Origin of the sequence: Microbacterium saperdae, from assembly GCF_006716345.1 — a bacterium.
Taxonomy (GTDB): Bacteria; Actinomycetota; Actinomycetes; order Actinomycetales; family Microbacteriaceae; genus Microbacterium; species Microbacterium saperdae.
The window spans coordinates 2,145,295-2,169,199 of sequence record NZ_VFOX01000001.1 but is presented as its reverse complement, the minus strand read 5'-3'; the positions used below and the strand labels follow the sequence as shown (position 1 = coordinate 2,169,199).

24 protein-coding genes are annotated in these 23,905 nt (G+C 67.3%); 19 read left to right on the top strand and 5 right to left on the bottom strand.

Features of this window, described 5'->3' with window-relative positions; all coding sequences use genetic code 11:
- Positions 1 to 126: 126 nt before the first annotated feature.
- Positions 127 to 816, top strand: coding sequence for a nucleotidyltransferase domain-containing protein (locus tag FB560_RS10395; RefSeq protein ID WP_170198103.1), 690 nt, complete (start codon positions 127 to 129; stop codon positions 814 to 816).
- 310 nt (positions 817 to 1,126) lie between these two features.
- On the opposite strand, the gene FB560_RS10390 is transcribed toward FB560_RS10395, so the two are convergent.
- Together FB560_RS10390 and FB560_RS10385 are read right to left on the bottom strand one after the other, a co-directional pair.
- Positions 1,127 to 2,827, bottom strand: coding sequence for an HNH endonuclease signature motif containing protein (locus tag FB560_RS10390; protein WP_141872287.1), 1,701 nt, complete (start codon positions 2,825 to 2,827; stop codon positions 1,127 to 1,129).
- Between the two features lie 163 nt (positions 2,828 to 2,990).
- Positions 2,991 to 4,301: a UDP-glucose dehydrogenase family protein gene (locus FB560_RS10385; RefSeq protein ID WP_141872286.1), complete on the bottom strand. Its 1,311-nt coding sequence runs from the start codon at positions 4,299 to 4,301 to the stop codon at positions 2,991 to 2,993.
- 365 nt (positions 4,302 to 4,666) lie between these two features.
- On the opposite strand from FB560_RS10385, the gene FB560_RS10380 reads away from it, so the two are divergent.
- The 5 genes from FB560_RS10380 to FB560_RS10360 all read left to right on the top strand — a co-directional run bounded on the left by FB560_RS10380 (position 4,667) and on the right by FB560_RS10360 (position 10,122).
- Positions 4,667 to 6,943, top strand: a complete 2,277-nt coding sequence (locus FB560_RS10380) for a polyribonucleotide nucleotidyltransferase (RefSeq protein ID WP_141872285.1) — start codon at positions 4,667 to 4,669, stop codon at positions 6,941 to 6,943.
- A 218-nt stretch (positions 6,944 to 7,161) separates the two neighbouring features.
- Positions 7,162 to 8,190: an aldo/keto reductase gene (locus tag FB560_RS10375; RefSeq protein ID WP_141872284.1), complete on the top strand. Its 1,029-nt coding sequence runs from the start codon at positions 7,162 to 7,164 to the stop codon at positions 8,188 to 8,190.
- Positions 8,191 to 8,259: 69 nt separating this feature from the next.
- A complete protein-coding gene (locus FB560_RS10370) occupies positions 8,260 to 8,862 on the top strand; it encodes a histidine phosphatase family protein (RefSeq protein WP_141872283.1) in 603 nt (200 codons plus the stop codon).
- A gap of 85 nt (positions 8,863 to 8,947) precedes the next feature.
- Entirely contained in the window at positions 8,948 to 9,688 is a 741-nt protein-coding gene (dapB, locus tag FB560_RS10365) for a 4-hydroxy-tetrahydrodipicolinate reductase (RefSeq protein ID WP_141872282.1), read from the top strand.
- Positions 9,685 to 10,122 carry a hypothetical protein gene (locus FB560_RS10360; RefSeq protein ID WP_325058552.1) on the top strand — a complete coding sequence of 146 codons (438 nt, stop codon included), beginning with the start codon at positions 9,685 to 9,687 and terminating at the stop codon, positions 10,120 to 10,122. Before dapB ends, FB560_RS10360 begins: the two co-directional genes overlap by 4 nt.
- Before the next feature lie 7 nt (positions 10,123 to 10,129).
- Here the strand turns inward: FB560_RS10360 and FB560_RS10355 are convergent, their stop codons facing one another.
- The 3 genes from FB560_RS10355 to FB560_RS10345 all read right to left on the bottom strand — a co-directional run bounded on the left by FB560_RS10355 (position 10,130) and on the right by FB560_RS10345 (position 11,580).
- On the bottom strand, positions 10,130 to 10,555 hold the full coding sequence (locus FB560_RS10355; RefSeq protein WP_141872281.1) for an OsmC family peroxiredoxin: 426 nt from the start codon (positions 10,553 to 10,555) through the stop codon (positions 10,130 to 10,132).
- An 87-nt stretch (positions 10,556 to 10,642) separates the two neighbouring features.
- On the bottom strand, positions 10,643 to 11,143 hold the full coding sequence (locus FB560_RS10350; RefSeq protein WP_141872280.1) for a DUF4395 domain-containing protein: 501 nt from the start codon (positions 11,141 to 11,143) through the stop codon (positions 10,643 to 10,645).
- 26 nt (positions 11,144 to 11,169) lie between these two features.
- Positions 11,170 to 11,580 (bottom strand): thioredoxin family protein, encoded by a 411-nt coding sequence (locus FB560_RS10345; protein WP_141872279.1) that lies wholly within the window; start codon positions 11,578 to 11,580, stop codon positions 11,170 to 11,172.
- A 137-nt stretch (positions 11,581 to 11,717) separates the two neighbouring features.
- Here FB560_RS10345 and FB560_RS10340 point away from each other — a divergent pair, with 137 nt between their 5' ends.
- From FB560_RS10340 to recA, 13 genes are all read left to right on the top strand, one after another.
- Positions 11,718 to 12,527 (top strand): thymidylate synthase, encoded by an 810-nt coding sequence (locus FB560_RS10340; protein WP_141872278.1) that lies wholly within the window; start codon positions 11,718 to 11,720, stop codon positions 12,525 to 12,527.
- Positions 12,524 to 13,000 carry a dihydrofolate reductase gene (locus tag FB560_RS10335; RefSeq protein WP_141872277.1) on the top strand — a complete coding sequence of 159 codons (477 nt, stop codon included), beginning with the start codon at positions 12,524 to 12,526 and terminating at the stop codon, positions 12,998 to 13,000. Before FB560_RS10340 ends, FB560_RS10335 begins: the two co-directional genes overlap by 4 nt.
- Positions 13,000 to 13,761, top strand: a complete 762-nt coding sequence (locus FB560_RS10330; RefSeq protein ID WP_141872276.1) for an SDR family NAD(P)-dependent oxidoreductase — start codon at positions 13,000 to 13,002, stop codon at positions 13,759 to 13,761. The genes FB560_RS10335 and FB560_RS10330 overlap by 1 nt, the downstream gene beginning before the upstream one ends.
- A gap of 50 nt (positions 13,762 to 13,811) precedes the next feature.
- Entirely contained in the window at positions 13,812 to 14,207 is a 396-nt protein-coding gene (locus FB560_RS10325; protein ID WP_170198102.1) for an EF-Tu/IF-2/RF-3 family GTPase, read from the top strand.
- A gap of 28 nt (positions 14,208 to 14,235) precedes the next feature.
- Entirely contained in the window at positions 14,236 to 15,213 is a 978-nt protein-coding gene (gene dapA / locus FB560_RS10320; protein WP_141872274.1) for a 4-hydroxy-tetrahydrodipicolinate synthase, read from the top strand.
- 53 nt (positions 15,214 to 15,266) lie between these two features.
- On the top strand, positions 15,267 to 16,943 hold the full coding sequence (locus FB560_RS10315; protein ID WP_141872273.1) for a ribonuclease J: 1,677 nt from the start codon (positions 15,267 to 15,269) through the stop codon (positions 16,941 to 16,943).
- Positions 16,944 to 17,019: 76 nt separating this feature from the next.
- Positions 17,020 to 17,514 (top strand): GNAT family N-acetyltransferase, encoded by a 495-nt coding sequence (locus FB560_RS10310; RefSeq protein ID WP_141872272.1) that lies wholly within the window; start codon positions 17,020 to 17,022, stop codon positions 17,512 to 17,514.
- A gap of 73 nt (positions 17,515 to 17,587) precedes the next feature.
- Entirely contained in the window at positions 17,588 to 20,323 is a 2,736-nt protein-coding gene (locus FB560_RS10305) for a DNA translocase FtsK (protein WP_141872271.1), read from the top strand.
- Complete coding sequence (pgsA, locus tag FB560_RS10300) at positions 20,323 to 20,898, top strand: CDP-diacylglycerol--glycerol-3-phosphate 3-phosphatidyltransferase (protein WP_141872270.1); 576 nt, start codon at positions 20,323 to 20,325, stop codon at positions 20,896 to 20,898. The genes FB560_RS10305 and pgsA overlap by 1 nt, the downstream gene beginning before the upstream one ends.
- Entirely contained in the window at positions 20,895 to 21,380 is a 486-nt protein-coding gene (locus FB560_RS10295) for a CinA family protein (RefSeq protein WP_229673131.1), read from the top strand. The genes pgsA and FB560_RS10295 overlap by 4 nt, the downstream gene beginning before the upstream one ends.
- Before the next feature lie 141 nt (positions 21,381 to 21,521).
- Entirely contained in the window at positions 21,522 to 21,830 is a 309-nt protein-coding gene (locus tag FB560_RS10290; protein WP_046014377.1) for a helix-turn-helix domain-containing protein, read from the top strand.
- Between the two features lie 19 nt (positions 21,831 to 21,849).
- Positions 21,850 to 22,074, top strand: a complete 225-nt coding sequence (locus tag FB560_RS10285) for a DUF3046 domain-containing protein (RefSeq protein ID WP_141872269.1) — start codon at positions 21,850 to 21,852, stop codon at positions 22,072 to 22,074.
- Between the two features lie 266 nt (positions 22,075 to 22,340).
- A complete protein-coding gene (recA, locus tag FB560_RS10280; RefSeq protein ID WP_141872268.1) occupies positions 22,341 to 23,390 on the top strand; it encodes a recombinase RecA in 1,050 nt (349 codons plus the stop codon).
- Positions 23,391 to 23,905: the final 515 nt, after the last annotated feature.

Here is a 23,905-nt window from a genome sequence, read left to right as displayed (position 1 = left end):
TGTACGTGCGCTGAGGTGTGTCCGGCAACCGGGTCGTGCCCCGGGAACTGGTTCATGCCCGGCAACCGGGTCGTGCCCCGGGAGCGGGACGTATCGGTATGCCGGGACGTTCCTATGCTGGGAGGCATGGAGCAGCTCCCGATCGTCGAACGGTTCATTGCGGCGCACTTCCCTCGGGCGGGGATCGCCGTGGTGGCGGGAAGCACGGCGCGCGGGACCCGCACGCGCACCAGCGACATCGACCTGCTCCTGATCGGCGACGACATTTTCGAGACGGACGCGGCGAGCTTCGCGGGCGGCTTCGAATTCGAGGGCGGGTTCTTCGAAGTATTCGCCTACACCGTCGACGGGTATGGGGAATGGGCCGCCCGCGGCGTCGCCCAGTTCCGCCCGGTCATCGTGCACATGCTCGTGGAAGGGATCGAGGTGCGTGGCGGCACCGCGCTGCAGGAGCTGCGCCACCGCTGGGAACGAGTGCTCGTCGACGGTCCCCGGCCAACGGCGCACGAGCTGGAGTTCCGCCGCTACATGATCACGGATCAGCTCGACGATCTGCGCGATGCGCAGGATCCACTGGAGCGGCGCGTGATCGCCGGGTTGTTGTTCGAGCGCACGGCCGAACTGATGCTGCTCGGAGCAGGACACTGGATCGGTGCAGGGAAGTACCTGCCGCGACGACTGTGCGAACTGAGCGTGGACAGGACTGAGGCCTTGGCGGCGCCGTTGCTGCAGGGGGACTTCGACGAGTTCGCCACCCAGGTAGAGCGCGAGCTGGATGCCGCAGGCGGTCGCGTGCAGGCCGGCTTCGTACGGTGACGCAGCGAGTCGTTCGGCACGACTGCGCCCACGAACAGACTGGGCCTGGACACATCCGGTGGCGCAGCCCGCTGCGCTGCGATCGTAACGATCGCGAGCGGCGCTTCATCGCAGTTGCAGTGGAGCCGAAGTCGCGGATGCGGTGCGAGGCGGCGCGGCGGTGTCCAGCGCCGACATCCCGCGGCACTCAGCGCCTCAGTGCTGTCGAGCACCGACCTCCTGCGCCACTTAGCGCCGCAGCGCTGCGGAGCGCCGAGTTCCTGCGCCACTCAGCGCCTCGGCGCTGCGGAGCGCCGAGTTCCTGCGCCACTTAGCGCCGCAGCGCTGTCGTAAGTGGCGGCCTCGTGAGTGGCCATGTCGCGGGTGGCGCCGTCGTGAGTGGCACCGACGTGCCTGGCGCCGTCGCGAGCGGCGCCGTCCTGCCTGGCGCCGTCCTGGGTGGCGTTTTTGAGCGTGGTGCAGTCGTGGCGTGGCCGTTACCGGACGGTCGCCCCGTGGTCACCGGTGGTCGTGGTGTGCGCCATCGTCGTGCGGGGTCCCACCATGCGGGCCCGCGGACGGTCGGGGTCCCGTTGTCCATGCGGATCTCCCACCCGGAGGTCTCCAGAGTGCGGTGGTGGTGCCAGCACAGGGCGACACCGTTGTCGGTGTGTGTGGGTCCGCCGCGGGAGTGTTCCTGGACGTGGTGGATCTCGCACCACGCTGCGGGGACGTGGCATCCCGGGATGAGGCATTCCTTGTCGCGGAGGGTGATCGCCCGGCGTTGAGGGGTCGTGAAGATGCGCTCCGTGCTCCCGATCCCGACGATGCGGCCTTCCGGGTCGAACAGCACCCGTTGGATCGTCCCGCCGCAGGCGGTGTGGCGGGCGGCGGCGATCGTGGTCGGTGTGTCGATCCCGTCGATGTGCGCCCACCCGTGCCCGGTGGCGTAGTCGTCTGCGGTCACGGACACGATCAGCGTCGGTGCCGCCCCGCCGAGTTTCGGCATGTCGTCGTGGCGGGCGGCGATCCCGAGCATCGCGGTGAACGCGTCGTGCTGCTTCTGCGCACGGGTGCGAGGGTCGATCTGACCGCCCGGGTCCCCGGACGGCAACACACCACCATCCCGATCCTCCCGATCCTCCCGATCCTGCCGATCCTGCACGTCCTGCACATCCTGCACGTCCTGGGCACCGTGCGCGTCGCGGGAGCCGTGCGCGTCATTCTGGTCGGACGGCACGAATCGCACGCCCGGCACGGGTGGTCCGTCGGCTTTCGGGTTCAGGTACGCGTCCCAGATCCGCTGCAACTGTCCCGCGGTCTCCGGCAACAGATCCCCACGAATCGGGATGAGCCCGTTCCTCACCCGCCCCAGAATCACCCCGCGTCCCCGCATCGCGATCTCCTCCGCGGGCTCGGCCCCGTCCGGGTCGAGGAACATCACGATCCGTTGCGCGAGGACCCGCAGATCTTCCGGCGTCGCCCCGGGCCCGGCATCGGCATCCGCGTCCGCATCCGATTCCGCGACCCCCTGCGCATACGCGGCGAGTTCCGCGTCAGCCCGTACCCGGTCCGCCGCTCCGACGCGCCCGCGCGCCTGCTCGATCGGCCCCGTCGCCGCCAACAGCCCGGCGACCCCCACCGCCCCGTCCACCAACGCCGCCCTCAACTGCGGCCACAACGCCGGCAACCAGCCCCCGGAGCTGATATCCACTTCTCGGCGCACCAGCCGTGCGGCCTTCACGACCCGTCCGGCACCGGCAGCGTCCGCGCGCAGCACGCGTTGCAGCAGCTCACTCATGCTGCGGCAGCCGAACTGTCCACAGAACGCAGGATCCCCCGACCCCGCTGGCCGGGCGGGCACCGAGGCCACGGTCTCCACGATCAGCGCTTCCGCCCGCCGCACCACCTCACCCGCCGCGCGCAGCACCTCGAGCTTCTCCGCATCCGACAAACCCACCACCGACCCCGCACGCACCACCGCATCCAGGTCGCTCACGACCTGATCGAGCACAGCCACGGGGTGGTTCATACCCCCCAGTCAACCCGGGACCACCGACATTCCCACCCGAAGATCACCCGAAACAGCCCAGGTCAGACCAGTATTCCGGAACACGATCACCACCCACTCACCCTCCACAGAAAACCCGTGAACAGGGCTCTCCACCGCCGCCGGCGATGCGACACGAACCGCCTCAGCGCCGTCCCATTCCGCGGTAGTCCCATCCCGCCGCGCGCCAGGCCTCTGCATCCAGACAGTTGCGCCCGTCGATGATGATCCGTCTGCGCACGAGCCCGGCCGCATGGATGGGGGAGAGGTCCCTCCGATACTCGTCCCACTCGGTCACGACGACCACGGCATCCGCATCGCGGAGAGCATCGTCGCGCTGTCTCTCATAGCCGAGCTGCGGGTGCAGAGCCGCCGCGTTGTCGAGCGCCGCCGGATCGGTCACGATCACGTCCGCCCCGAGCCCGCGCAACCGGACGGCGACATCGAGGGCAGGGGAGTCGCGGATGTCATCGCTGAACGGCTTGAAGGCCGCACCGAGCACGGCGATCCGTCGGCCGAAGACAAGACCGCCGAGGGCGTCGACGACGATCTGCACCGCGCGATCCCGACGTCGGAGGTTGATCGCGTCGACCTCTCTGAGGAAGCCGACCGCTTCACCGCGTCCGAGTTCTTCCGCCCTCGCGGCGAACGCGCGGATGTCCTTGGGCAGGCACCCGCCCCCGAAGCCGATGCCTGCGCCGAGGTAGCGTCGTCCGATCCGTGTGTCATGCCCGAGTGCGTCGGCGAGGAGCGTCACATCCGCACCCGCTGCTTCCGCGATCTCCGCCATGGCGTTGATGAACGAGATCTTCGTGGCGAGGAACGCGTTCGCCGCACCTTTGACCAGCTCAGCCGTCGCGAGATCCGTGACGAGGAAAGGGACTCCCGCGTCGATCGCCGAGGAGTACGCTTCCCGCAGCACGTCCGCCGCGAGATCTCCCGACGGACCTGCCGGCACTCCCACCACGAGCCGATCCGGCGTCAGAGTGTCGTGAACGGCCCACCCCTCGCGGAGGAACTCCGGGTTCCATACGAGCGTCGTGCCCGTGGTCGCCAGACGCGCTGCGAGCCGCTCGGCGGTGCCGACCGGGACTGTCGACTTGCCGGCCACGACATCGCCGGGGCGCAGATGGGGGAGCAGCGCGTCGACCGCGGCGTCGACGAATCGGAGATCGGCGGCATGCCCGCCGGGAAGCTGGGGTGTGCCGACCGCGATGAAGTGCACCGTGGCTCCCGCAGCATCCTCCATCCGAGAGCTGAACCGCAGACGACCAGAGGCGCGACCCGCCTGCAGCAACTCGGAGAGCCGCGGTTCGAAGAACGGGGCCGCGCCGGAGGACAGCGTCGCGATCTTGTCCTCATCGACGTCGATCCCGATGACGTCGTGTCCGATCGAGGCCATCGCCGCGGCGTGCACGGCACCGAGGTACCCACAGCCGATCACTGACATGCGCATGCCGTCAGCACAATCGATGCCGGTCACGCACGGTCAAAGCAGGAGTGAACGGCGTATGGCCGCCCGATGACAGAACCGCACATGCGGTCACACCAGCGATTTCGAGGCACGCGCTGATAGGGTTGATGCGGTTGCAATCTGTCAACCGCTCCAATTTCATATCGACTCATGGAGCGATCGGCGGAGAAGCTGGTCCCCTGTGGTGGGTTCCTCGGCGCACGACGTCGGGTGGCTTTCTACTGGTGGCCAGCGCAGGCGAGATTCGCGGGAATGCCCGCGCGCCCATATCCGGCCGTATCCGCACCTTACGAACACGCTCGCGCGTCATACGGATTCGCGAGTCTAAACAAAGAAGGAGAGACCTCTTGGAAGGTCCTGAAATCACCGCCACCGAGGCCGTTCTCGACAACGGCCGCTTCGGCACCCGCACCATCCGCTTCGAGACCGGCCGCCTCGCGCAGCAGGCTCAGGGCGCAGTCGCCGCGTACCTCGACGGCGAGACCATGCTCCTCTCGGCCACCAGCGCAGGCAAGCACCCGCGCGAAGGGTTCGACTTCTTCCCGCTGACGGTCGACGTCGAGGAGCGTTCCTACGCTGCCGGCAAGATCCCCGGCTCGTTCTTCCGTCGCGAGGGCCGTCCCTCCACCGAGGCGATCCTGGTCTGCCGTCTGATCGACCGTCCGCTGCGCCCGTCGTTCGTCGACGGACTGCGCAACGAGGTCCAGGTCGTCATCACCGTCATGTCGATCGCACCGGGTGAGTTCTACGACGCCCTCGCGATCAACGCGGCTTCCGCGTCGACCCAGATCTCGGGTCTGCCGTTCTCGGGTCCCGTCGCCGGTGTGCGCCTCGCGTTCATCCCCGGCCAGGGCGAGCACGCCGACCAGTGGGTCGCGTTCCCGAACGCCGAGCAGGTCAGCGAGGCCGTGTTCGACCTGATCGTCGCCGGTCGTGTGGTCACCAAGTCCGATGGCACCGAAGACGTCGCGATCATGATGGTCGAGGCTGAGGCCACCGAGGGCAGCTGGAACCTGATCAAGGCCGGCGCCACCAAGCCCGACGAGGCCGTCGTGGCCCAGGGCCTCGAGGCGTCCAAGCCGTTCATCGCTCAGCTCGTCAAGGCTCAGGCCGAGCTCGCCGCCACAGCGTCGAAGGAGCCGGGTGTCTACCCGGTCTTCCCGGCATACAGCCAGGAGGTCTACGACTTCGTCGCCGGGCGTTCCTACGACCAGCTCGTCGGCGTCTACCAGATCGCCGACAAGGTCGAGCGTCAGACCGCTGATGACGAGATCAAGGATCGCGTCAAGGCTGAGCTCATCGAGGCCACCGAGGCGGGTTCGCTCCCGGCTACGGCTCCGAGCGAGTTCTCCGCGGCCTACAAGTCGGTCACGAAGAAGATCGTCCGCGGTCGCATCCTCACCGAGGGCGCTCGCATCGACGGCCGTGGACTGGCGGACATCCGTCCGCTCGACGCCGAGGTGCAGGTCATCCCGCGCGTGCACGGTTCCGCGATCTTCCAGCGCGGTGAGACCCAGATCCTGGGCATCACGACGCTGAACATGCTCAAGATGGAGCAGCAGATCGACTCGCTGTCGCCCACGACGAGCAAGCGCTACATGCACCACTACAACTTCCCGCCCTACTCGACCGGTGAGACCGGCCGCGTGGGTTCGCCGAAGCGTCGCGAGATCGGGCACGGCTTCCTCGCCGAGCGCGCTCTCGTCCCGGTTCTGCCGAGCCGCGAGGAGTTCCCGTACGCGATCCGTCAGGTCTCCGAGGCGCTGAGCTCGAACGGCTCGACCTCGATGGGCTCCGTCTGCGCATCGACGCTGTCGCTGCTCAACGCGGGTGTGCCGCTGCGCGCCGCGGTCGCCGGTATCGCCATGGGTCTCGTCTCCGACGAGGTCAACGGTGAGACCCGCTACGCCGCACTCACCGACATCCTGGGTGCGGAGGACGCTCTCGGCGACATGGACTTCAAGGTCGCCGGTACCAGCGAGTTCGTCACGGCCATCCAGCTCGACACGAAGCTCGACGGCATCCCGACGTCCGTGCTCACCGGTGCGCTGACCCAGGCCCGTGACGCTCGTCTGACGATCCTCAACGTCCTGAACGCCGCGATCGACGCCCCTGACGAGATGGCGCCCACCGCGCCTCGCGTCATCAGCGTGCAGATCCCGGTGGACAAGATCGGTGAGCTGATCGGCCCGAAGGGCAAGACGATCAACGCGATCCAGGACGAGACCGGCGCACAGATCTCGATCGAGGAGGACGGCACCGTCTACATCGGCGCGACCGATGGTCCGTCGGCCGAGGCCGCTCGTGCCCAGGTCAACGCGATCGCCAACCCGACCAACCCCGAGGTCGGCGAGCAGTTCCTCGGAACCGTCGTGAAGATCGCCACGTTCGGTGCGTTCGTCTCGCTGCTCCCGGGCAAGGACGGCCTGCTGCACGTCACCGAGGTGCGCAAGCTCGCCGGTGGCAAGCGCGTGGAGAACGTCGACGACGTCCTCTCGGTCGGTCAGAAGATCCTCGTGAAGATCACGAAGATCGACGACCGCGGCAAGCTGTCGCTCGAGCCCGTGCTCGACGACGCCCCTGCTGCCGAGGCTGCTCCTGCGGAGGAGTCCGCCGCAGAGTAAGCGGAATCGTTCGTTCAGAACCCGGGTGTCTCCGCACAGGAGGCGCCCGGGTTCTGTCGTGTTCGCGTGACCAAACCGTTATCGGAAGTTTTCGCGCCGTTCCCCGGATTGGTCGGAGTGTTCGCCGAAGTCGCTTACCCTCGAAGTACGCACCGGGGGGTGCATGTAAACGGCAGGTACGCAGGTCGGCACGCACCGATCGACGCGGGGGTGAGAGTATGCGGTTGTTCAGCGTAGGCGCAGGAGCGTCCGCAGAGCGCGCCCCACAGGAGGCGGCGGAGCACCCGTCCGCCCCGATCCCGATCGTCGGACCCGGAATAGGAGAATCCATCCGCGTCCCGCTCGGCGAGACCGGCCTGGAGACCTTCCCGCTGATGCTGGGAGCCGCGGAGTTCGGCTGGAACGTCGACCTCGAGACGAGCCACGGCATCCTCGACCGCTATGTCGAGTTCGGCGGCAACGCGGTGCACACCGCCGACGGATTCTCCGGCGGACGCAGCGAACACATCATCGGTCAGTGGCTGCGATCACGCGGTCTCCGCGAACGAACACTCCTCAGCGTGCGCATCGGCGCGCACGCCGACAATCCCGGTCTCGGTTCGGTCAACCTGGTCCGCGCGGTCGAGGGTTCACTCACGCGACTCGGTGTCGATCGGATCGATGTGCTGCACCTCGACGCGACACTCGATTCCACCACCAATCTGGAAGACACGCTGGCCACGGTCGAATGGCTGTCGGATGCCGGAAAGGTCGGTGCCGTCGGCGCCTTCGGTTTCGCTCCGGAGCGGCTCGTGGAGGCGCGTATCCTCGCCTCGGCGGGCTATCCGCGCATCCAGGTCATCGACGCGCCGTACAACCTCATCCGCCGCCAGCCCTTCGAAGGGGATCTTCGACTCGTCGCTGGCGCGCAGAGTCTCGCCGTCACCCCTTCGCACGCGCTCGAGCACGGGTTCCTGTCCGGACGTCACCGCCGGAAGGCGTTGACATCCCAGGGCGTGCGCGGTGAGCAGCTGCGCGGCCACCTCAACCGGCGCGGGATCAAGATCCTGCGCGCACTCGACCAGGTCGCCGATGAGCTCTCCGTCCCCGTCGCAGCGGTATCGATCGCGTGGCTGCTGGCGCAGCGCACCGTCGCCGCCCCCATCGTCAACACGTTCGCGACCGAGCACGTCGATGAGCTGATGCAGGGCGCCGGCGTCACGCTGTCCCGCGCGCAGCTCGCGGAGCTCACTCGGGCAGGCAACTGAGCACCGTCGCACCCGTGACATAGGGTGGAAGAGAAGCCCGGCAGATGCTGGCAATGAAGCGAGCGGGTTGTGACGCACTACATATATCTGGTCAGACACGGTGAACATCAGGATGCCGAGCACGGTCTCGCCGACGGACCCCTGTCGCCGCGGGGGCAGCGCCAAGCAGAGCTGATCGCGGATCGGCTCTCCGGTCTTCCGCTCGATGCCGTCTGGCATTCGCCGCTGCTCCGAGCGAACGAGACCGCGCGAGCGATCGCCGGTCGTCTGCCTTCCGTCGACCCTGAGCCGACGGCGCTCCTGTTCGACTGCGTCCCCACCGGGATGACCGAGGAGACCCCGGCCGTGTTCGAGCCGTTCTTCGGCTCCGTGACCGAGGCGGAGGTCGAGGCGGGCGGCGCGCAGATGTTCGATGCCGTCAACGAGTTCCTGGTCCGCAAACCCGGTGACGTGCACGAGGTGCTGATCACGCACAACTTCGTCATCTCGTGGTTCGTGCGCGAAGTCCTCGGCGCCCCCGAGTGGCGCTGGATGACGCTGAACCAGGCTCATTGCGGCCTGACGATCATCGCGCAGAAGCAGGGTCGCCCCTGGACGCTGCTGACGCACAACGACACCGGTCACCTGCCGGTGGAGTTGCGCACGGGCATCCCGGACGCGCTTCCGGTCTGACCCGCCGCCACGCATCCCGGCCGTTCGCGGGGTCGCCCCGCGCGCCCCCGGCAGTCACGGGTTCCACGCTCAATAGACTGGATGCATGACCACCCAGGTAGCACTCGTCGGCGGAACCGGGAAGCTCGGCACGATCATCCACGCGGTGATCGACGAGCTCGAGGGCTTCGAGGTGAGCCGCGTGCTGACCTCGAACAGCGATCTCTCGGAGCTCGCCGGCGCTGACCTCGTTGTCGACGCGTCGACGCCTCAGATCAGCATCGACGTCGTGCGCACGGCCATCGAGCACGGTGTGAACGTCCTGGTCGCGACGTCCGGGTGGTCGGCCGAACGCATCGCCCTCGTGCGACCGCTCGTCGAGTCCGCGGGGACCGGAGTCGTCTTCATCCCGAACTTCTCGCTGGGCTCGGTGCTGGGGTCCGCGCTGGCAGCGGCCGCCGCGCCGTTCTTCGGCTCGGCGGAGATCATCGAGGCCCACCGCGAGACCAAGATCGACTCGCCCAGCGGCACGGCCGTGCGCACGGCAGAGCTGATCGCCGCCGCTCGCCTCGAGCAGGGACCGGTGAGCGCTCCGCATGCCGACCAGCGCGCGCGTGGCCAGCAGGTGGGAAGCGTGCCCATCCATTCGCTGCGGCGCCCGGGCGTGGTCGCCAAGCAGGAGGTCATCCTGTCCGGCCCTGGCGAGTCGCTCACGTTCACGCATGACACCATCGAGCCGGCGCTGGCCTACGCGCCCGGCATCCGTCTCGCCGTGCCGTTCGCGGTACAGGCCACCGGCGTCATCGTCGGCCTCGAGAACATGATCGACATCGGCATCCGCTCATGATGTCGCGCATCGGTGTGGGGGTCATGGCGCTGTGCCTGGCCCTGTACATCGTGGTGGTGGGGCAACGCGCCGTCCTCATGCTGACGACGGGGGAGCCGATCGCGATCGCCCTCGGCGTCGCCCTGATCGTGATGCCGTTGATCGGAGCCTGGGCGCTGGTGCGAGAGATGCAGTTCGGCTTCGCGGCGGACAAGCTCGGTCGCACGCTGGATGCCGAAGGGGGGATGCCGCAGGCGGAGACCGAGCTCACGCCGAGCGGTCGCATCGCGAAGGGCGACGCCGATCCGATGATCGAGCGTTACACCGCTGAAGCCGACGCCGCGCCGACCGAGTGGCGCGCCCGCTTCCGGCTGGGTGTCGTGCAGGACGCGGCCGGGCGGCGCAAGGACGCCCGGGCCAGCATCCGTGAGGCGATCCGCCTCTCGCGCTCCTGAGCGCGGGTCAGGCGAGAGTCGCCTCGAGTGTGATCTCGATACCCGCCAGCGCCTGAGACACAGGGCATCCGGTCTTGGCCTCGTTCGCGATCTTCTGGAATGCCTCCGGCGTGAGTCCCGGCACCACGGCGTTGACGTTGAGGTGGCTGCCCGTGATGCCGACGCCGGGCTTGAAGGTGACCGAGGCGCTGGTGTTCACGCGTTCCGGCGGGGTGCCGTTCTCGCTCAGGGCGTGCGAGAGCGCCATGCTGAAGCACGAGGCGTGCGCGGCCGCGATGAGCTCTTCGGGGGTCGTGGTGGTGTCGCTGCCCTCGCTGCGCGCCTTCCAGTTGATGGGGAAGGTACCGAGGTTCGACGTCGAGAACGCGACGGTGCCGGAACCCTCTGCGAGTGATCCGGTCCAGGTGGTGGTCGCTTCGCTGGTGACGGGCATGATTCCTCCGGTTCTCGCGCTCGACTCGGTGTGCACGGCGCGCGTTCCGGCCAGCCTATCCACCGCGCGCGGGCGACGGAACCGTGCTCAGGCGGTCGACGCGGCGCGTCCGAGGATCCCGGCACGCTGCAACACGAGGTAGAGCTGGCATCCGAGGCAGAGGCCGAATGCGGCGTTGAGGAACGCGGCGATGAAGGCCGCACCGGTCGCGATCGGGAGGGCCCACGGTACGCCGGCCAGATGCAGGATCAACCCGATCGTCACGACGAACAGGCCCACGCCCTGGGCGAACCGCGGGGGACGCGGATCCTCGAGCTCCGTGGGCGCGGACAGACGAGGACGGATGGCGCGGCGGAAGAGGGCTCCCCACGGGGCGGTCCTCGGTGACACGACGCTCCACACGAACAGGAGCGCGATCACGACGGTGAGGAGGAAACCGGGGTCGAGCGCGCGCTGGCCCAGCGTTGCGGACGCCGCCTCCGCGGATACGCCGACGAGGGCGAGGAAGGTCGCGACGATCAGCAGCACGGCCGTGATCGTAGCGGCGAAACGAGGACCACGGGGGTCGATGCCGGCGGGAGTGGTCATCTCTGCTCTGCTCCTGTCTTCGCGCCTCAGACGGCGGCGAGGGCCTCGGTGAGGGTGTGCTGATGGGGCACACCGTGGAAACGCGCGCGGACCGCTCCGGTGCTGTCGACGAGGAATGTCGTCGGCGTCTGCAACACCTTGTACCGCGCGGACAGATCGGGGCGGTGGGTGAGGTCGACCTCGACATGGGTCAGACCGTCATGATCCGCGGAATAGGTGTGCAGCATGCGCCGCACCTGCGGGCACCGCGTGCACATCTCGGTGCTGAACTGCACGAGCGTCGCCCGCGAGCCGAGTTCGGCGGATGCATCCTTCGGGTCGAAGCGCAGTTCACCTCCGCTGCGACGACGTCCGTCGAGACGCCGTTGCACGACGCCGAACACCACGGCCAGCACGACGAGTGCTGCCGCGATTCCCAGGGCGAGCGCAGGCGACATGGGTCGAGATTACGCCGCCACGCGGGGTGCGAGGGCCGCAGCGTCACATGACGACATCACCTCTCGGCGCATCGGCACGCGGTCTCGGCGCGGCAGCATCCGCCCGGACCGGGGAGGTGGCGGGTATCGTTGCTGTCATGAGCGCAGCCGTCCAGACGCCGTACGAAGACCTGCTCCGTGACGTCCTCGAGAGCGGTACGCACAAGTCCGATCGGACGGGCACCGGCACCACCAGCGTCTTCGGCCGTCAGATCCGCTTCGATCTCTCTCAGGGCTTCCCCCTCATCACGACGAAGCGCGTGCACTTCAAGTCGATCGCCTACGAGCTGCTCTGGTTCCTCCGCGGCGATTCCAACGTGCGCTGGTTGCAGGACAACGGCGTCACGATCTGGGACGAGTGGGCCGATGAATCGGGCGACCTCGGTCCGGTCTACGGGGTGCAGTGGCGCTCCTGGCCGAAGCCGGGCGGCGAGAGCATCGATCAGCTCTCCGAGGTCATCGAGCAGATCAGACGGTCTCCGGATTCGCGAAGGCTGATCGTCTCGGCGTGGAACCCCGCCGACATCCCCGACATGGCGCTCGCCCCGTGCCACGCGCTGTTCCAGTTCTACGTCGCCGACGGCAAACTGTCGTGCCAGCTCTACCAGCGCAGCGCCGACCTGTTCCTCGGTGTGCCGTTCAACATCGCGTCCTATGCCCTGCTCACTCTGATGGTCGCTCAGCAGGTCGGACTCGAGCCGGGAGACTTCGTCTGGACCGGCGGTGATTGCCACATCTACGACAACCACGTCGAACAGGTGCGCGAGCAGCTCTCACGTGACCCGTACCCGTACCCGACTCTCCGGTTCGCGCGTGAGCCGGAATCGATCTTCGACTATCGCTTCGACGACTTCGTGGTGGAGGACTACCAGCACCACCCGGCGATCCGCGCGGCGGTGGCGGTATGACCTGGGTCGGACTGATCTGGGCCGAAGCAGACGGCGGCGTGATCGGCGCCGAGGGCGGCATGCCGTGGCATGTGCCCGAGGACCTCGCGCATTTCAAGGAAGTCACGCTGGGTGCGCCGGTCGTGATGGGCCGCAAGACCTGGGATTCACTTCCTGAGCGATTCCGCCCCCTCCCGGGGCGTCAGAACATCGTCATCACCCGCCAGCTCCACTGGAGCGCGGAAGGGGCGCAGCGTGCAGCGACCGTGGCGGAAGCCGTGCGCGGGCAGGACCGGGTCTGGATCATCGGCGGAGCGGAGATCTTCCGCCAGGTGATCGGCGACGCGGATCGGCTGGAGATCACGGAGCTCGACCTCGAGGTCGCCGGCGATGCCTATGCGCCGTCGAAGGCCGGATGGCGGGTCGTGGACGAGGGGGAGTGGCAGACGTCGCGCACCGGCATCCGCTACCGCTTCCTGGGATACGAGCGCTGATGCCCACCGCGCTCATCACCGGTGCGAGTGCCGGACTCGGCGCGGAGTTCGCGCGTCAGCTCGCGCGCCGCAGGGCCGACCTCGTCCTGGTCGCGCGCTCCGCCGATGCGCTGGAGGAGCTGGCAGCGGAGCTGCGCAGCGCTCACGGTGTCGCGGTCGAAGTGCTCACCGCCGATCTCGCAGTGCAGGGCGATGTCGAACGCGTCGCCGATCGCCTGCGCGACACGGACGACCCGGTCGATCTTCTCGTCAACAATGCCGGTTTCGGGCTCCCGCTGCAGTTCGCCGACAACGACATCGACGACGAGGTGCGCCATCTGCGTGTGCACGTCGAGGCCTCGATGCGACTGATGCACGCCGCCCTGCAGACGATGCGCGGTCGTGGTGGTCGGATCATCAACGTGGCCTCCGTCGCAGGGTTCATCTCTCGGTCGACCTACTCGGCCTGCAAGGCCTGGCTGATCGGGTTCAGCCGCTGGGCCAATGCGGAGTACGCCCGCGATCGCGTGAGCGTCACGGCCGTCTGCCCCGGCTTCACCCACACGTCCTTCCATGAGCGCATGGGACTTGCCGTCGGTGAAGAGGGAGTTCCCGGGCTGATGTGGCTGAACGCCACCGATGTCGTGCGCGAAGGCCTCCGCGATGCGGCTCGCGGCAGAGCGGTGTCGATCCCCTCGTGGCGGTACAAGGCGATCGTGGCGCTGACGCGTGTCCTGCCCGGTTCCCTCACGTCCGGCGTCGCGCGCCGCGGACGCGTCTGAGCGGAATCGCATCCATGGGCTGGTTCGGCAGGAAGCGCGATCCGCAGGACGTGAACGAGACGCTCCGGCGGTACAACGAGGCGGAATCGTCGCGTCTGGCCGCCTTGGCGGCGGGGGAGAGCGGCGCGTCGTCCTACGCTCCGGTGGTGGTGTCGGCGGCCGTCTCCCTGGGGTCTGGCGCCGAGTTCTCGGTCGAGGATGTCTTCACCATCACCGGTCGCGGTCTCGTGGCCACCGGGCATGTCACGGACGGCATCCTGCGAGAAGGCGATGCGATCCTGGTGCTGCGTGAGGGCAGCTCGATCGGCGAGTCCGAGATCGATGGGATCGAGATGTTCCGGAAGCGCGCGAAGGAAGTGAGCAGCGGAACCATGGCGGGGCTGCTGCTGCGGGGCAAGGTCGATGTCGCGCGCGGTGACGTCATCAGGGTCGTCGCGTCTGCGTGAGCGGCATCCGAGACGATACGCTGGGTGCATGACGCACTCGGGCAACCCCTTCGGACAGGTTCTCGTCGCGCTCGTCACTCCGATGACGGCCGACGGCGAAGTCGATTGGCCCGCCGTCGAGAAGCACATCGATGACGTCATCACCGCGGGTGCGGACGGCATCGTCGTGACGGGAACGACCGGCGAGACCTCCACCTTGACCGACCCGGAGAAGCTTAAGCTCGTCGAGGTCGGGAAGTCCGTCGCCGCAGGTCGCGCGAAGATCATCACGGGCGGCGGATCGAACGAGACTGCGCACGCGATCGAGCTCTACAAGGCCAGCGAGAATGCCGGCGCCGACGGCATCATGATCGTCACGCCGTACTACAACAAGCCCACCCAGGCGGGTATCCTCACGCACTTCCGCCTCGTCGCGGACGCCACCGATCTTCCCGTGATCCTCTACGACATCCCGGGTCGCACGGGCGTGCCCATCAAGTACGAGACGATCCTGCGGCTGGCCAAGCACCCGAACATCCTCGCGGTCAAAGATGCCAAGGGCGACTTCTCCGAGGTGAGCCGCGTGCTCAACCAGACCGACCTGATGTACTTCTCCGGCGATGACGCGAACGCGCTTCCGCATCTCGCCATCGGGGCGACCGGGCTGATCGGCGTCACCGCGAACATCACGGCGACGCCCTACCGGACGATCATCGACGCGGTGAACCGGGGCGACCTCGCCACCGCGACCGCCGAGCACAAGCGACTCGAGCCTCTGGTCCGCGCCGTGATGACCCACGTCCCCGGCACCGTCGCGGCGAAGTACATCCTGCACGGACTGGGGCGCATCTCGAGCCCGCGTGTCCGCCTGCCCCTCGTCGGCCCCGAAGAGTGGGAGGCAGCGCTCATCGAGGACGAACTCGACCTCGTGAACAGCGTCGCCGGCGCCGACTTCTCCAACTTCCGCCCCGACCGAAACGCGGCCGCGGGTGGTGCCCTGCCGAAGGTGCACGGCACGACGCGCTGACGCGCGTCCCCATGAACGAACGGACGCGCTCAGTGTCCGACTGAGGAGACAGCATGTCCATCCCCATCGCAGATCCTGCCCCTCTCGAAGAGGGGACGCTCCGCGTCACACCGCTCGGCGGCCTCGCCGAGATCGGTCGCAACATGACCATGTTCGAGTACGACGGCAAGATCCTGATTGTCGACTGCGGCGTGCTCTTCCCTGAGGAGCACCAGCCAGGCGTCGACCTGATCCTCCCGGACTTCGAACCGCTCCGCGACCGCCTCGACGACATCGTCGGTGTCGTGCTCACGCATGGCCACGAGGACCACATCGGCGCGGTGCCCTACCTGCTCCGCCTGAAGAGCGACATTCCTCTCATCGGCTCCGGGCTCACCCTCGCGCTCGTCGAGGCCAAGCTCAAGGAACACCGCATCAAGGCCTTCACTCTCACGGTGAAGGAAGGCCAGGAGGAGCGGGTCGGACCGTTCGACCTCGAGTTCGTGGCCGTCAACCACTCGATTCCCGACGCCCTCGCCGTCGCCATCCGCACGCCGGCCGGATTGGTGCTGGCCACGGGCGATTTCAAGATGGACCAGCTGCCGCTCGACGGCCGGATCACCGACCTCCGTGCGTTCTCGCGCCTCGGCGAAGAGGGAGTCGACCTGTTCCTGGTCGACTCGACGAACGCCGACGTCCCCGGCTTCACCCCGACCGAGCGCTCGATCGGCCCCGTGCTGGATCAGGTCATCGGCAAGGCGCCTCGTCGAGTGATCGTCGCGAGCTTCTCGAGCCATGTCCATCGCGTGCAGCAGGTCCTCGATGCCGCGCATGCGCACGGCCGTCGGGTCGCGTTCCTCGGGCGCAGCATGGTGCGCAACATGACGATCGCCGAGCAGCTGGGCTACCTCAAGGTGCCGGACGGACTTCTGATCGACTTCAAGAAGGCACGAGACCTGCCCGACGAGCAGATCGTCTACATGTCGACCGGTTCGCAGGGCGAGCCGATGGCGGTGCTGAGCCGCATGGCGAACATGGATCACGCGATCGAGGTCAGTGAGGGCGACACGGTCATCCTCGCGTCCAGCCTCATCCCCGGCAACGAGAACGCGGTGTACCGCGTGATCGACGGGCTGACCAAGCTGGGCGCGAATGTCGTCCACAAGGCGAACGCGAAGGTGCATGTCTCCGGACACGCTGCCGCGGGTGAGCTCATCTACTGCTACAACATCCTGAAGCCGAAGAACGTGCTTCCCGTGCACGGCGAGTACCGGCATCTGATCGCCAACGCGAAGCTGGCGCAGGACACGGGAGTTCCCGCTGAGCGCACGATCATCGCGTCGAACGGCACCGTGATCGATCTCAAGGACGGCGATGCGCGCGTCGTCGGGCAGCTCGACCTCGGTTTCGTGTACGTGGACGGCTCCACGGTCGGAGAGATCACCGATGCGGACCTCAAGGATCGTCGCATCCTCGCGGAGGAGGGCTTCATCTCCGTGATCGTGGTGGTGGATGCCGCGACGGGCCGTATCATCTCCGGGCCGGAGATCCACGCGCGCGGAGTGGCCGAGGATGACTCGGTCTTCGACGACGTCACCCCGAAGATCGTGGCCGCGCTCAAGGAGGCCGCCGGCAACGGCGTCCGGGACACGCACTCGCTCTCGCAGGTCGTCCGTCGCACGATCGGCCGCTGGGTCAATCAGCGACTGCGCCGTCGTCCGATGATCGTGCCGCTCGTCATCGAGGCCTGATCGGACCACGCGGACCGGTCGAGCTTTCACGGCTGACCGACATCGGGGTGTAACACCGCGGGCATAGGCTCACGTCATGTTCACGGGATTCTCGACGAGGCCGGCGGAGCAGTCCGACGCCGTCTTCCTCGGCGACATGCTCGTCGAGGCGGCGAACTGGCGCGCCGGGGGAGTGCGGCCACGACATGAGGTGCTGACGTCCGCGGAGCACCGGCGGTACATCGCGGGGTGGAAGCGTTCCGCGGACGACGGGCTCGTGGCGATCGATGCAGACGGCATCCCGATCGGCGCGGCCTGGTTCCGTATGCTGCCGCAGAACGAACCGGGGTTCGGGTTCGTCGCGGCGTCCGTGCCGGAGCTCATCGTCGGCGTCCATCCGCTGTGGCGTGCCAGAGGCATCGGGAGGATGCTGCTGCGCGGCGTCGTCCAACTGGCGGGCGCTCACGGCTACGCCCGTATCTCGCTGAGCGTCGAACGCGACAACTTCGCCCGCACCCTCTACCGATCTGAAGGGTTCTCGGTTTCGGCGCAGGGTCTGCTGCGCGACACGATGGTGCGCCGCACCGGGTGAACCCGAGGTGCCGGATCGCAGGAAAGCCGCGTCATTACGCGGAAATGTCGGTGCCTGGTCGTAACGTGAGGGCATGGCCAGGAGCACCACGAAATCTGCGCGCGCGTCGGAGAGCGCACCGTCACGCCCGAAACGGCAGACGGCTCCGAAGGCCCAGCCGGCACCCAAGAAGTACATCGACGAGGTAGACAAGGCGCCGGTCGTGGTGCGGGCGTGGGGCGGACTGGCGCATGGCGTCGGCGGCCTCTTCCGCGCTTTCGGCCCGGAGACGCTCGAGAAGGACGACCGTCGCGACGGTTTCCCGTTCCTGCTCGTCCTTCTCGCAATCCTCGGCGCCGTCAACGAGTGGTTCTTCATCGGCAACGAGGTCGCGGCCAACATCAGCGCGTACTCGGTCGGTGGGCTGATCGGCCGGGTCGCCTTCGTGATGCCCGTGCTCCTGCTGTTCCTCGCCGGGTGGCTGTTCCGCCACCCCTCCTCGGTGCACGACAACGGTCGCATTGGAATCGGCTTCGGACTGTTCATCTTGACCCTGGCGGGCTTCTGCCACGTCGCTGCCGGGACCACCGACAAGTTCGGTGCCGTCGTGCGCGCGCAGCCCAAGGAGGGGATGCTCGCGCTCAGCGAGGCCGGTGGACTCTTCGGATGGATGGTGGGGGAGCCGCTCGCGTTCCTGACCCCGGTCGTCGCTTACATCGTGCTCAGCCTGCTCGCCGTGCTCGCCGTACTCATCCTCACCAAGACCCCTCCGAACCGGATCGGAACCCGCCTCGGCGACCTCTACGCGTGGATGTTCGACGCGGAGCGTGCCGAGAAGCCGGTGAAGGAAGCCCCGCCGGTCGACGAGGCCGACAAGGTCGATGATCCGGATGTGCTGCCCTGGTGGCGGCGGAACAAGACCGGCCGCGAAGAAGACCCGGATGAGGGAACGCTCGGCTCTGACGACATCACCGCGCTGCTGTCGACTCCGGATGCGACGCCCGCCTACGATCAGGCGGTGATCGTGGCGAACGCCCAGGACGCGGCGACCGAGATCCTGTCCGAGGTGCGCTCCGTGACGGAGTCGCTCGCAGGTCAGCAGACGACGGCGTTGCTCGACGACGAGTCGGACACCGGCGAGATGCCGGAACTCCCCGGTCTCGACGGATTCGGCACCGACGGTCCCGGAGACCGCGGACCGCAGGCTCCGATCGCGCCCTACATCCTCCCGTCTCCCGGGCTGCTCGTCGAAGGCCCGGCGCCGGTCGAGCGCTCCGAGGCGACCGACAAGGTGATCGAGCAGATCACGAGCGTGCTGTCGCAGTTCAAGGTCGACGCCAAGGTCACCGGGTTCTCCCGCGGGCCGACGGTGACGCAGTACGAGGTCGAGGTCGGCCACGGCGTCAAGGTCGAGAAAATCCTGCAGCTGAGCAACAACTTCGCGTACGCCGTGGCATCGAACGATGTCCGTATCCTCTCGCCCATCCCGGGCAAGAGCGCGATCGGCATCGAGATCCCGAACGCCGACAAGGAGATGGTCGCGCTCGGTGACGTGCTGCGGTCTCAGGCGGCTCAGAAGAGCACGCACCCGATGACGATCGGCGTCGGCAAGGACGTCGGTGGCAACATCGTGATCGCGAACCTCGCCAAGATGCCTCACCTGCTGGTCGCCGGTTCGACCGGATCCGGTAAGTCCAGCTTCGTGAACTCGATGATCACGAGCCTCCTGATGCGCGCCCGACCTTCTGATGTGCGCATGGTCCTCATCGACCCGAAGCGCGTGGAACTCACGAGCTATGCCGGCGTGCCTCACCTGATCACGCCCATCATCACGAACCCGAAGAAGGCCGCAGAGGCGCTCCAGTGGGTCGTGAAGGAGATGGACATGCGGTACGACGACCTCGCGTCGTTCGGCTTCCGTCACATCGACGACTTCAACCGTGCGGTGCGTGCCGGCGAGGTCGAGCTTCCCATCGGCAGTGAGCGCGTGCTCAAGCCGTACCCGTACCTCCTGGTCGTCGTCGACGAGTTGGCCGACCTGATGATGGTGGCCCCGCGAGACGTCGAGGACTCGATCGTGCGCATCACCCAGCTCGCGCGTGCATCCGGTATCCACCTGGTGCTCGCGACTCAACGACCCAGCGTCGACGTGGTCACCGGTCTCATCAAGGCCAACGTGCCCTCCCGACTGGCGTTCGCCGTGACCAGTGTCACGGACAGCCGAGTGATCCTCGACAGCCCCGGTGCCGACAAGCTGATCGGTCAGGGTGACGCCCTGTTCTCGCCCATGGGGTCGTCGAAGCCGTTCCGTCTGCAGGGCGCGTGGGTCGACGAGAAGGAGATCGACGCGGTCGTCAAGCACGTGACCCGCCAGGCGCGCCCCGAGTATCGCTCGGATGTCCAGGAGGCCATGGAGCCGGCGAAGAAGAAGGAAGTCGACGAGGACATCGGCGACGACCTCGAACTGCTGCTCGCGGCCGCAGAGCTCATCGTCTCGTCCCAGTTCGGCTCCACCTCGATGCTTCAGCGCAAGCTGCGTGTCGGCTTCGCGAAAGCGGGACGCCTCATGGACCTGTTGGAGTCTCGCGAGATCGTCGGGCCCTCCGAGGGATCGAAGGCGCGAGACGTGCTGGCGACCGCCGAACAGCTTCCGCAGGTCATGGCCAAGCTGCGCGGGGAGGACTCTCCCGCACCGGCAGCAAGCTCGACTGTGCCCCCTGTGCCGCCGCTTCCGACTGCAGTCGACCCGATCGAGGCGCAGTATGACGGACTCCCCGTCGTCGAATCCGAGGGCGATGAAGACGCCTGGGGCCTGACAGGACGGGACTGATGACCATTCCGAGGCAGCTCCCCAACGCGATCACGATCGCCCGCATCCCACTGGCGGTCATCTTCTTTGTCGTGCTCCTGCTCGGCGGGACCTACGGTGTCCCGAGCCCCGGCCTCCGGTGGACGGCCGCGATCCTGTTCATCGTGGCGATCTCGACGGACTGGGTCGACGGCTATCTGGCGCGCAAGTACGACATCGTCAGCGACTTCGGGAAGCTCTGGGACCCGATCGCCGACAAACTCCTCACCGGCGCAGGCTTCATCGGTCTCGCGATCCTCGGGGAGATCCAGTGGTGGATCGTGCTGATCATCCTGGTGCGCGAGTGGGGGATCACGGTGCACCGGCTCGTCGTCGCCAAGGAGCATGTCGTGGCGGCCGCGTGGATGGGCAAGATCAAGACCGCGTTCCAGGGCGTGGCTCTGGGGTGGGCGCTGCTGCCGCTGCACGAGTTCATCGGGCTCGGACCGTGGACCCTCATCACGGCCGTTCTGATGATCATCGTGCTCATCCTCACCGTGGTGAGCGGGATCGACTACATCGTCGCGCAGGTCCGGGGCTCTCGTCAGAAGGCATGATGTCTCCTGCTGCCGCTGTCCTCTCGGCTCTGGGACGTCGAGGCTGGACCCTCGGGGTCGCTGAATCCCTGACGGGTGGCTCCGTCAGCGCTGCTCTCGTGGCGGTGCCCGGTGCGTCGGCCGTGTTGTGGGGCGGCGTCGTCGCCTACGCGACACCCGTCAAACATTCCCTGCTCGGCGTCGACGCCGATCTGCTGGCGCGTCACGGCGCCGTGCATCCGAGCGTCGCGCTGCAGATGGCGGACGGGGTACGGAGGGCGGTGAGCATCGACGGCGTAGACGCGCACGTGGGGATATCGACGACCGGGATCGCCGGCCCCGATTCGCCGGACGGCCAGCCTGTGGGCACCGTCCACGTGGGCGTTGTCACCCCCGAGGCGTCGCGCACAGTCGAGTTTCGGTTCGACGGCGATCGCGCGCAGATCCGTTCTGCCGCGGTCGACGCGGTGTTGCTCACCCTGCGTGATGTGCTCGGGGAATAGCCGGCGTATTCTCGCCGTTACGTATGATGTGCTCACATTCAAACCACAGAGTGCAGGGGTAGATTTTGTGAAAGCCAGTAGGACTAGACTGGCGATCTCGTCGGAGGGGACTCCGACTTTACGATCCGGGAGGAGGTTCCGATGATTCTTGTACGACAGGAAATCGGCGATGTGCTGAGGGACTTCCGCCTGCAGAAGGGACGCACCCTCCGGCAGGTCGCGAGCAAGGCATCGGTTGCGCTGGGATACCTCAGCGAGGTCGAGCGAGGCCAGAAGGAAGCATCGAGCGAGATCCTCGCTTCGGTCGCCGACGCGCTCGACGTACCGATCTCGACGATCATGCGTGAGGTCGGCGATCGTATCTCCGTGCTTGAGGGCATTCAGGTCTTCCCGGATGTCGTCCCGGACGACCTCGTGGCGTCGATCGAGCCCGAGCTGTCGCTGCGCTGACGCGCGGTCTTCCACCACGATGCGTCGTAGTGAGTTTCTCCGCGCCGTGGAGGCTGAATTCCACACCCGCGCGTCGTCTCTCCTCCAGGATCTCGTGCTGACGCCTTTGGGAGGTCGCACTGCGGCCGAGGCGCTCGATGCGGGGGTGCCTCCGCGCGAGATCTGGTATGCGCTGTGCGACGAGATGGATGTGCCGCTGTCGCGGCGCCACGGAGCCGGACGCCTCGAACCCCGCAAGCGCTGAACCGCATCGGTGTTCGATGAATCCAGGTTCCGACGCGCCGTGAACGGCGTGTCGTCGAAGATGCGTTCGAATCCGGCGTAGTCTTCTGCACAAGTGGTTCAGAGCTGGTGCTCTCCACCGTTCGCAGGGTCGACGGCCGAATGTCGGAGGTCCCTCGTACGGTGAAGACATGGCCGATGAGCCATACGCCTTGTCGGAGAGTTGCTCCCAGCCGGGAGCGCCGCGACAGCCTACAGGCGGCACCACGCGAGCAGAAGGAACACATCATGCCATCACCCGCAGACCGCGAGAAGTCCCTGGAAACAGCTCTCGCTCAGATCGATCGCCAGTTCGGAAAGGGCTCGGTCATGCGGCTGGGCAGCGACGAACGTGCTCCTGTCGCCGTGATCCCGACGGGATCCATCGCTCTTGACGTCGCTCTCGGCGTGGGAGGCCTGCCGCGCGGTCGAATCGTTGAGATCTACGGCCCGGAGTCCTCGGGTAAGACGACGCTGACGCTGCATGCGATCGCCAATGCGCAGCGCGCCGGCGGTATCGCTGCGTTCATCGATGCCGAGCACGCGCTCGACCCTGACTACGCAGCGAAGCTCGGAGTCGACATCGACGCGCTGCTGGTCTCGCAGCCCGACACCGGAGAGCAGGCGCTCGAGATCGCCGACATGCTCGTGCGCTCCGGCGCGATCGACCTGATCGTCATCGACTCGGTGGCCGCCCTGGTGCCGCGCGCCGAGATCGAAGGCGAGATGGGTGACTCGCACGTCGGTCTCCAGGCGCGCCTCATGTCGCAGGCGCTTCGTAAGCTCACCGGTGGTCTCAACCAGACCAACACCACGATGATCTTCATCAACCAGCTGCGCGAGAAGATCGGTGTCTTCTTCGGTTCCCCGGAGACCACCGCCGGTGGAAAGGCGCTGAAGTTCTACGCCTCGGTGCGACTCGACATTCGTCGAATCGAGACGTTGAAGGACGGTACGGAGGCGGTCGGAAACCGCACACGCGTCAAGGTCGTGAAGAACAAGATGGCACCGCCGTTCAAGCAGGCGGAGTTCGACATCCTCTACGGCATCGGCATCTCTCGCGAGGGCAGCCTGATCGACTTCGGCGTGGAGCACGCCATCGTCAAGAAGTCCGGCTCCTGGTACACGTATGACGGTGACCAGCTGGGACAGGGCAAGGAGAACGCCCGTACGTTCCTGCTGAACAACCCCGACATCGCGTTGGCTATCGAGACCCAGATCAAGCAGAAGCTCGGCATCGGCCCGCAGGTGGCAGCTGTTGCCGCAGCTGACGAGCTCGCCGAGCGTCGCCCGGCCTGATCATGACCGGCGAGAGCGGGGGCGGATCGCGAGGCGCTGATGAGCGACTCGCCCCCGTTATCCCTTTGTTCGGCGGAGGAACGGCTCGCGCCGGTGACGTATCGAGCGATGCGCCGTCAGCGACGCCAGCCCCGGAAGGAGTCTCCGCATCCGAGGCGAGGTCCTCTTCTCAGAAGGGGAGCTCGGACGACTCACCGTCTCGCGCATCTGGAGCGGATGTTCTAGCGGGAGCGGAGCAGGCAGCGGCCGTCGTTCCACGCAGGACCGGAGACGCCGGTCTTTGGCGATCGACGTGGGATTCATCGCCGAACAACGGGAGCTCGACAGGGGAAAGCGCCGAAGCGACGCCGAGCGATCGGCATCCCGCGCGTGGGGGAGCGGCGACGAAGAGTGCTCCGCGATTGCGGGCGTTGGACAGGCATTCCGGCGTCGAAGAAGTGGAGTCCTTCGACGCTCCTGACCCGGAAGAGAACCGGAAGATCGCGGCGGAGAGTCTCGTCAGGAAGCTCCGAACA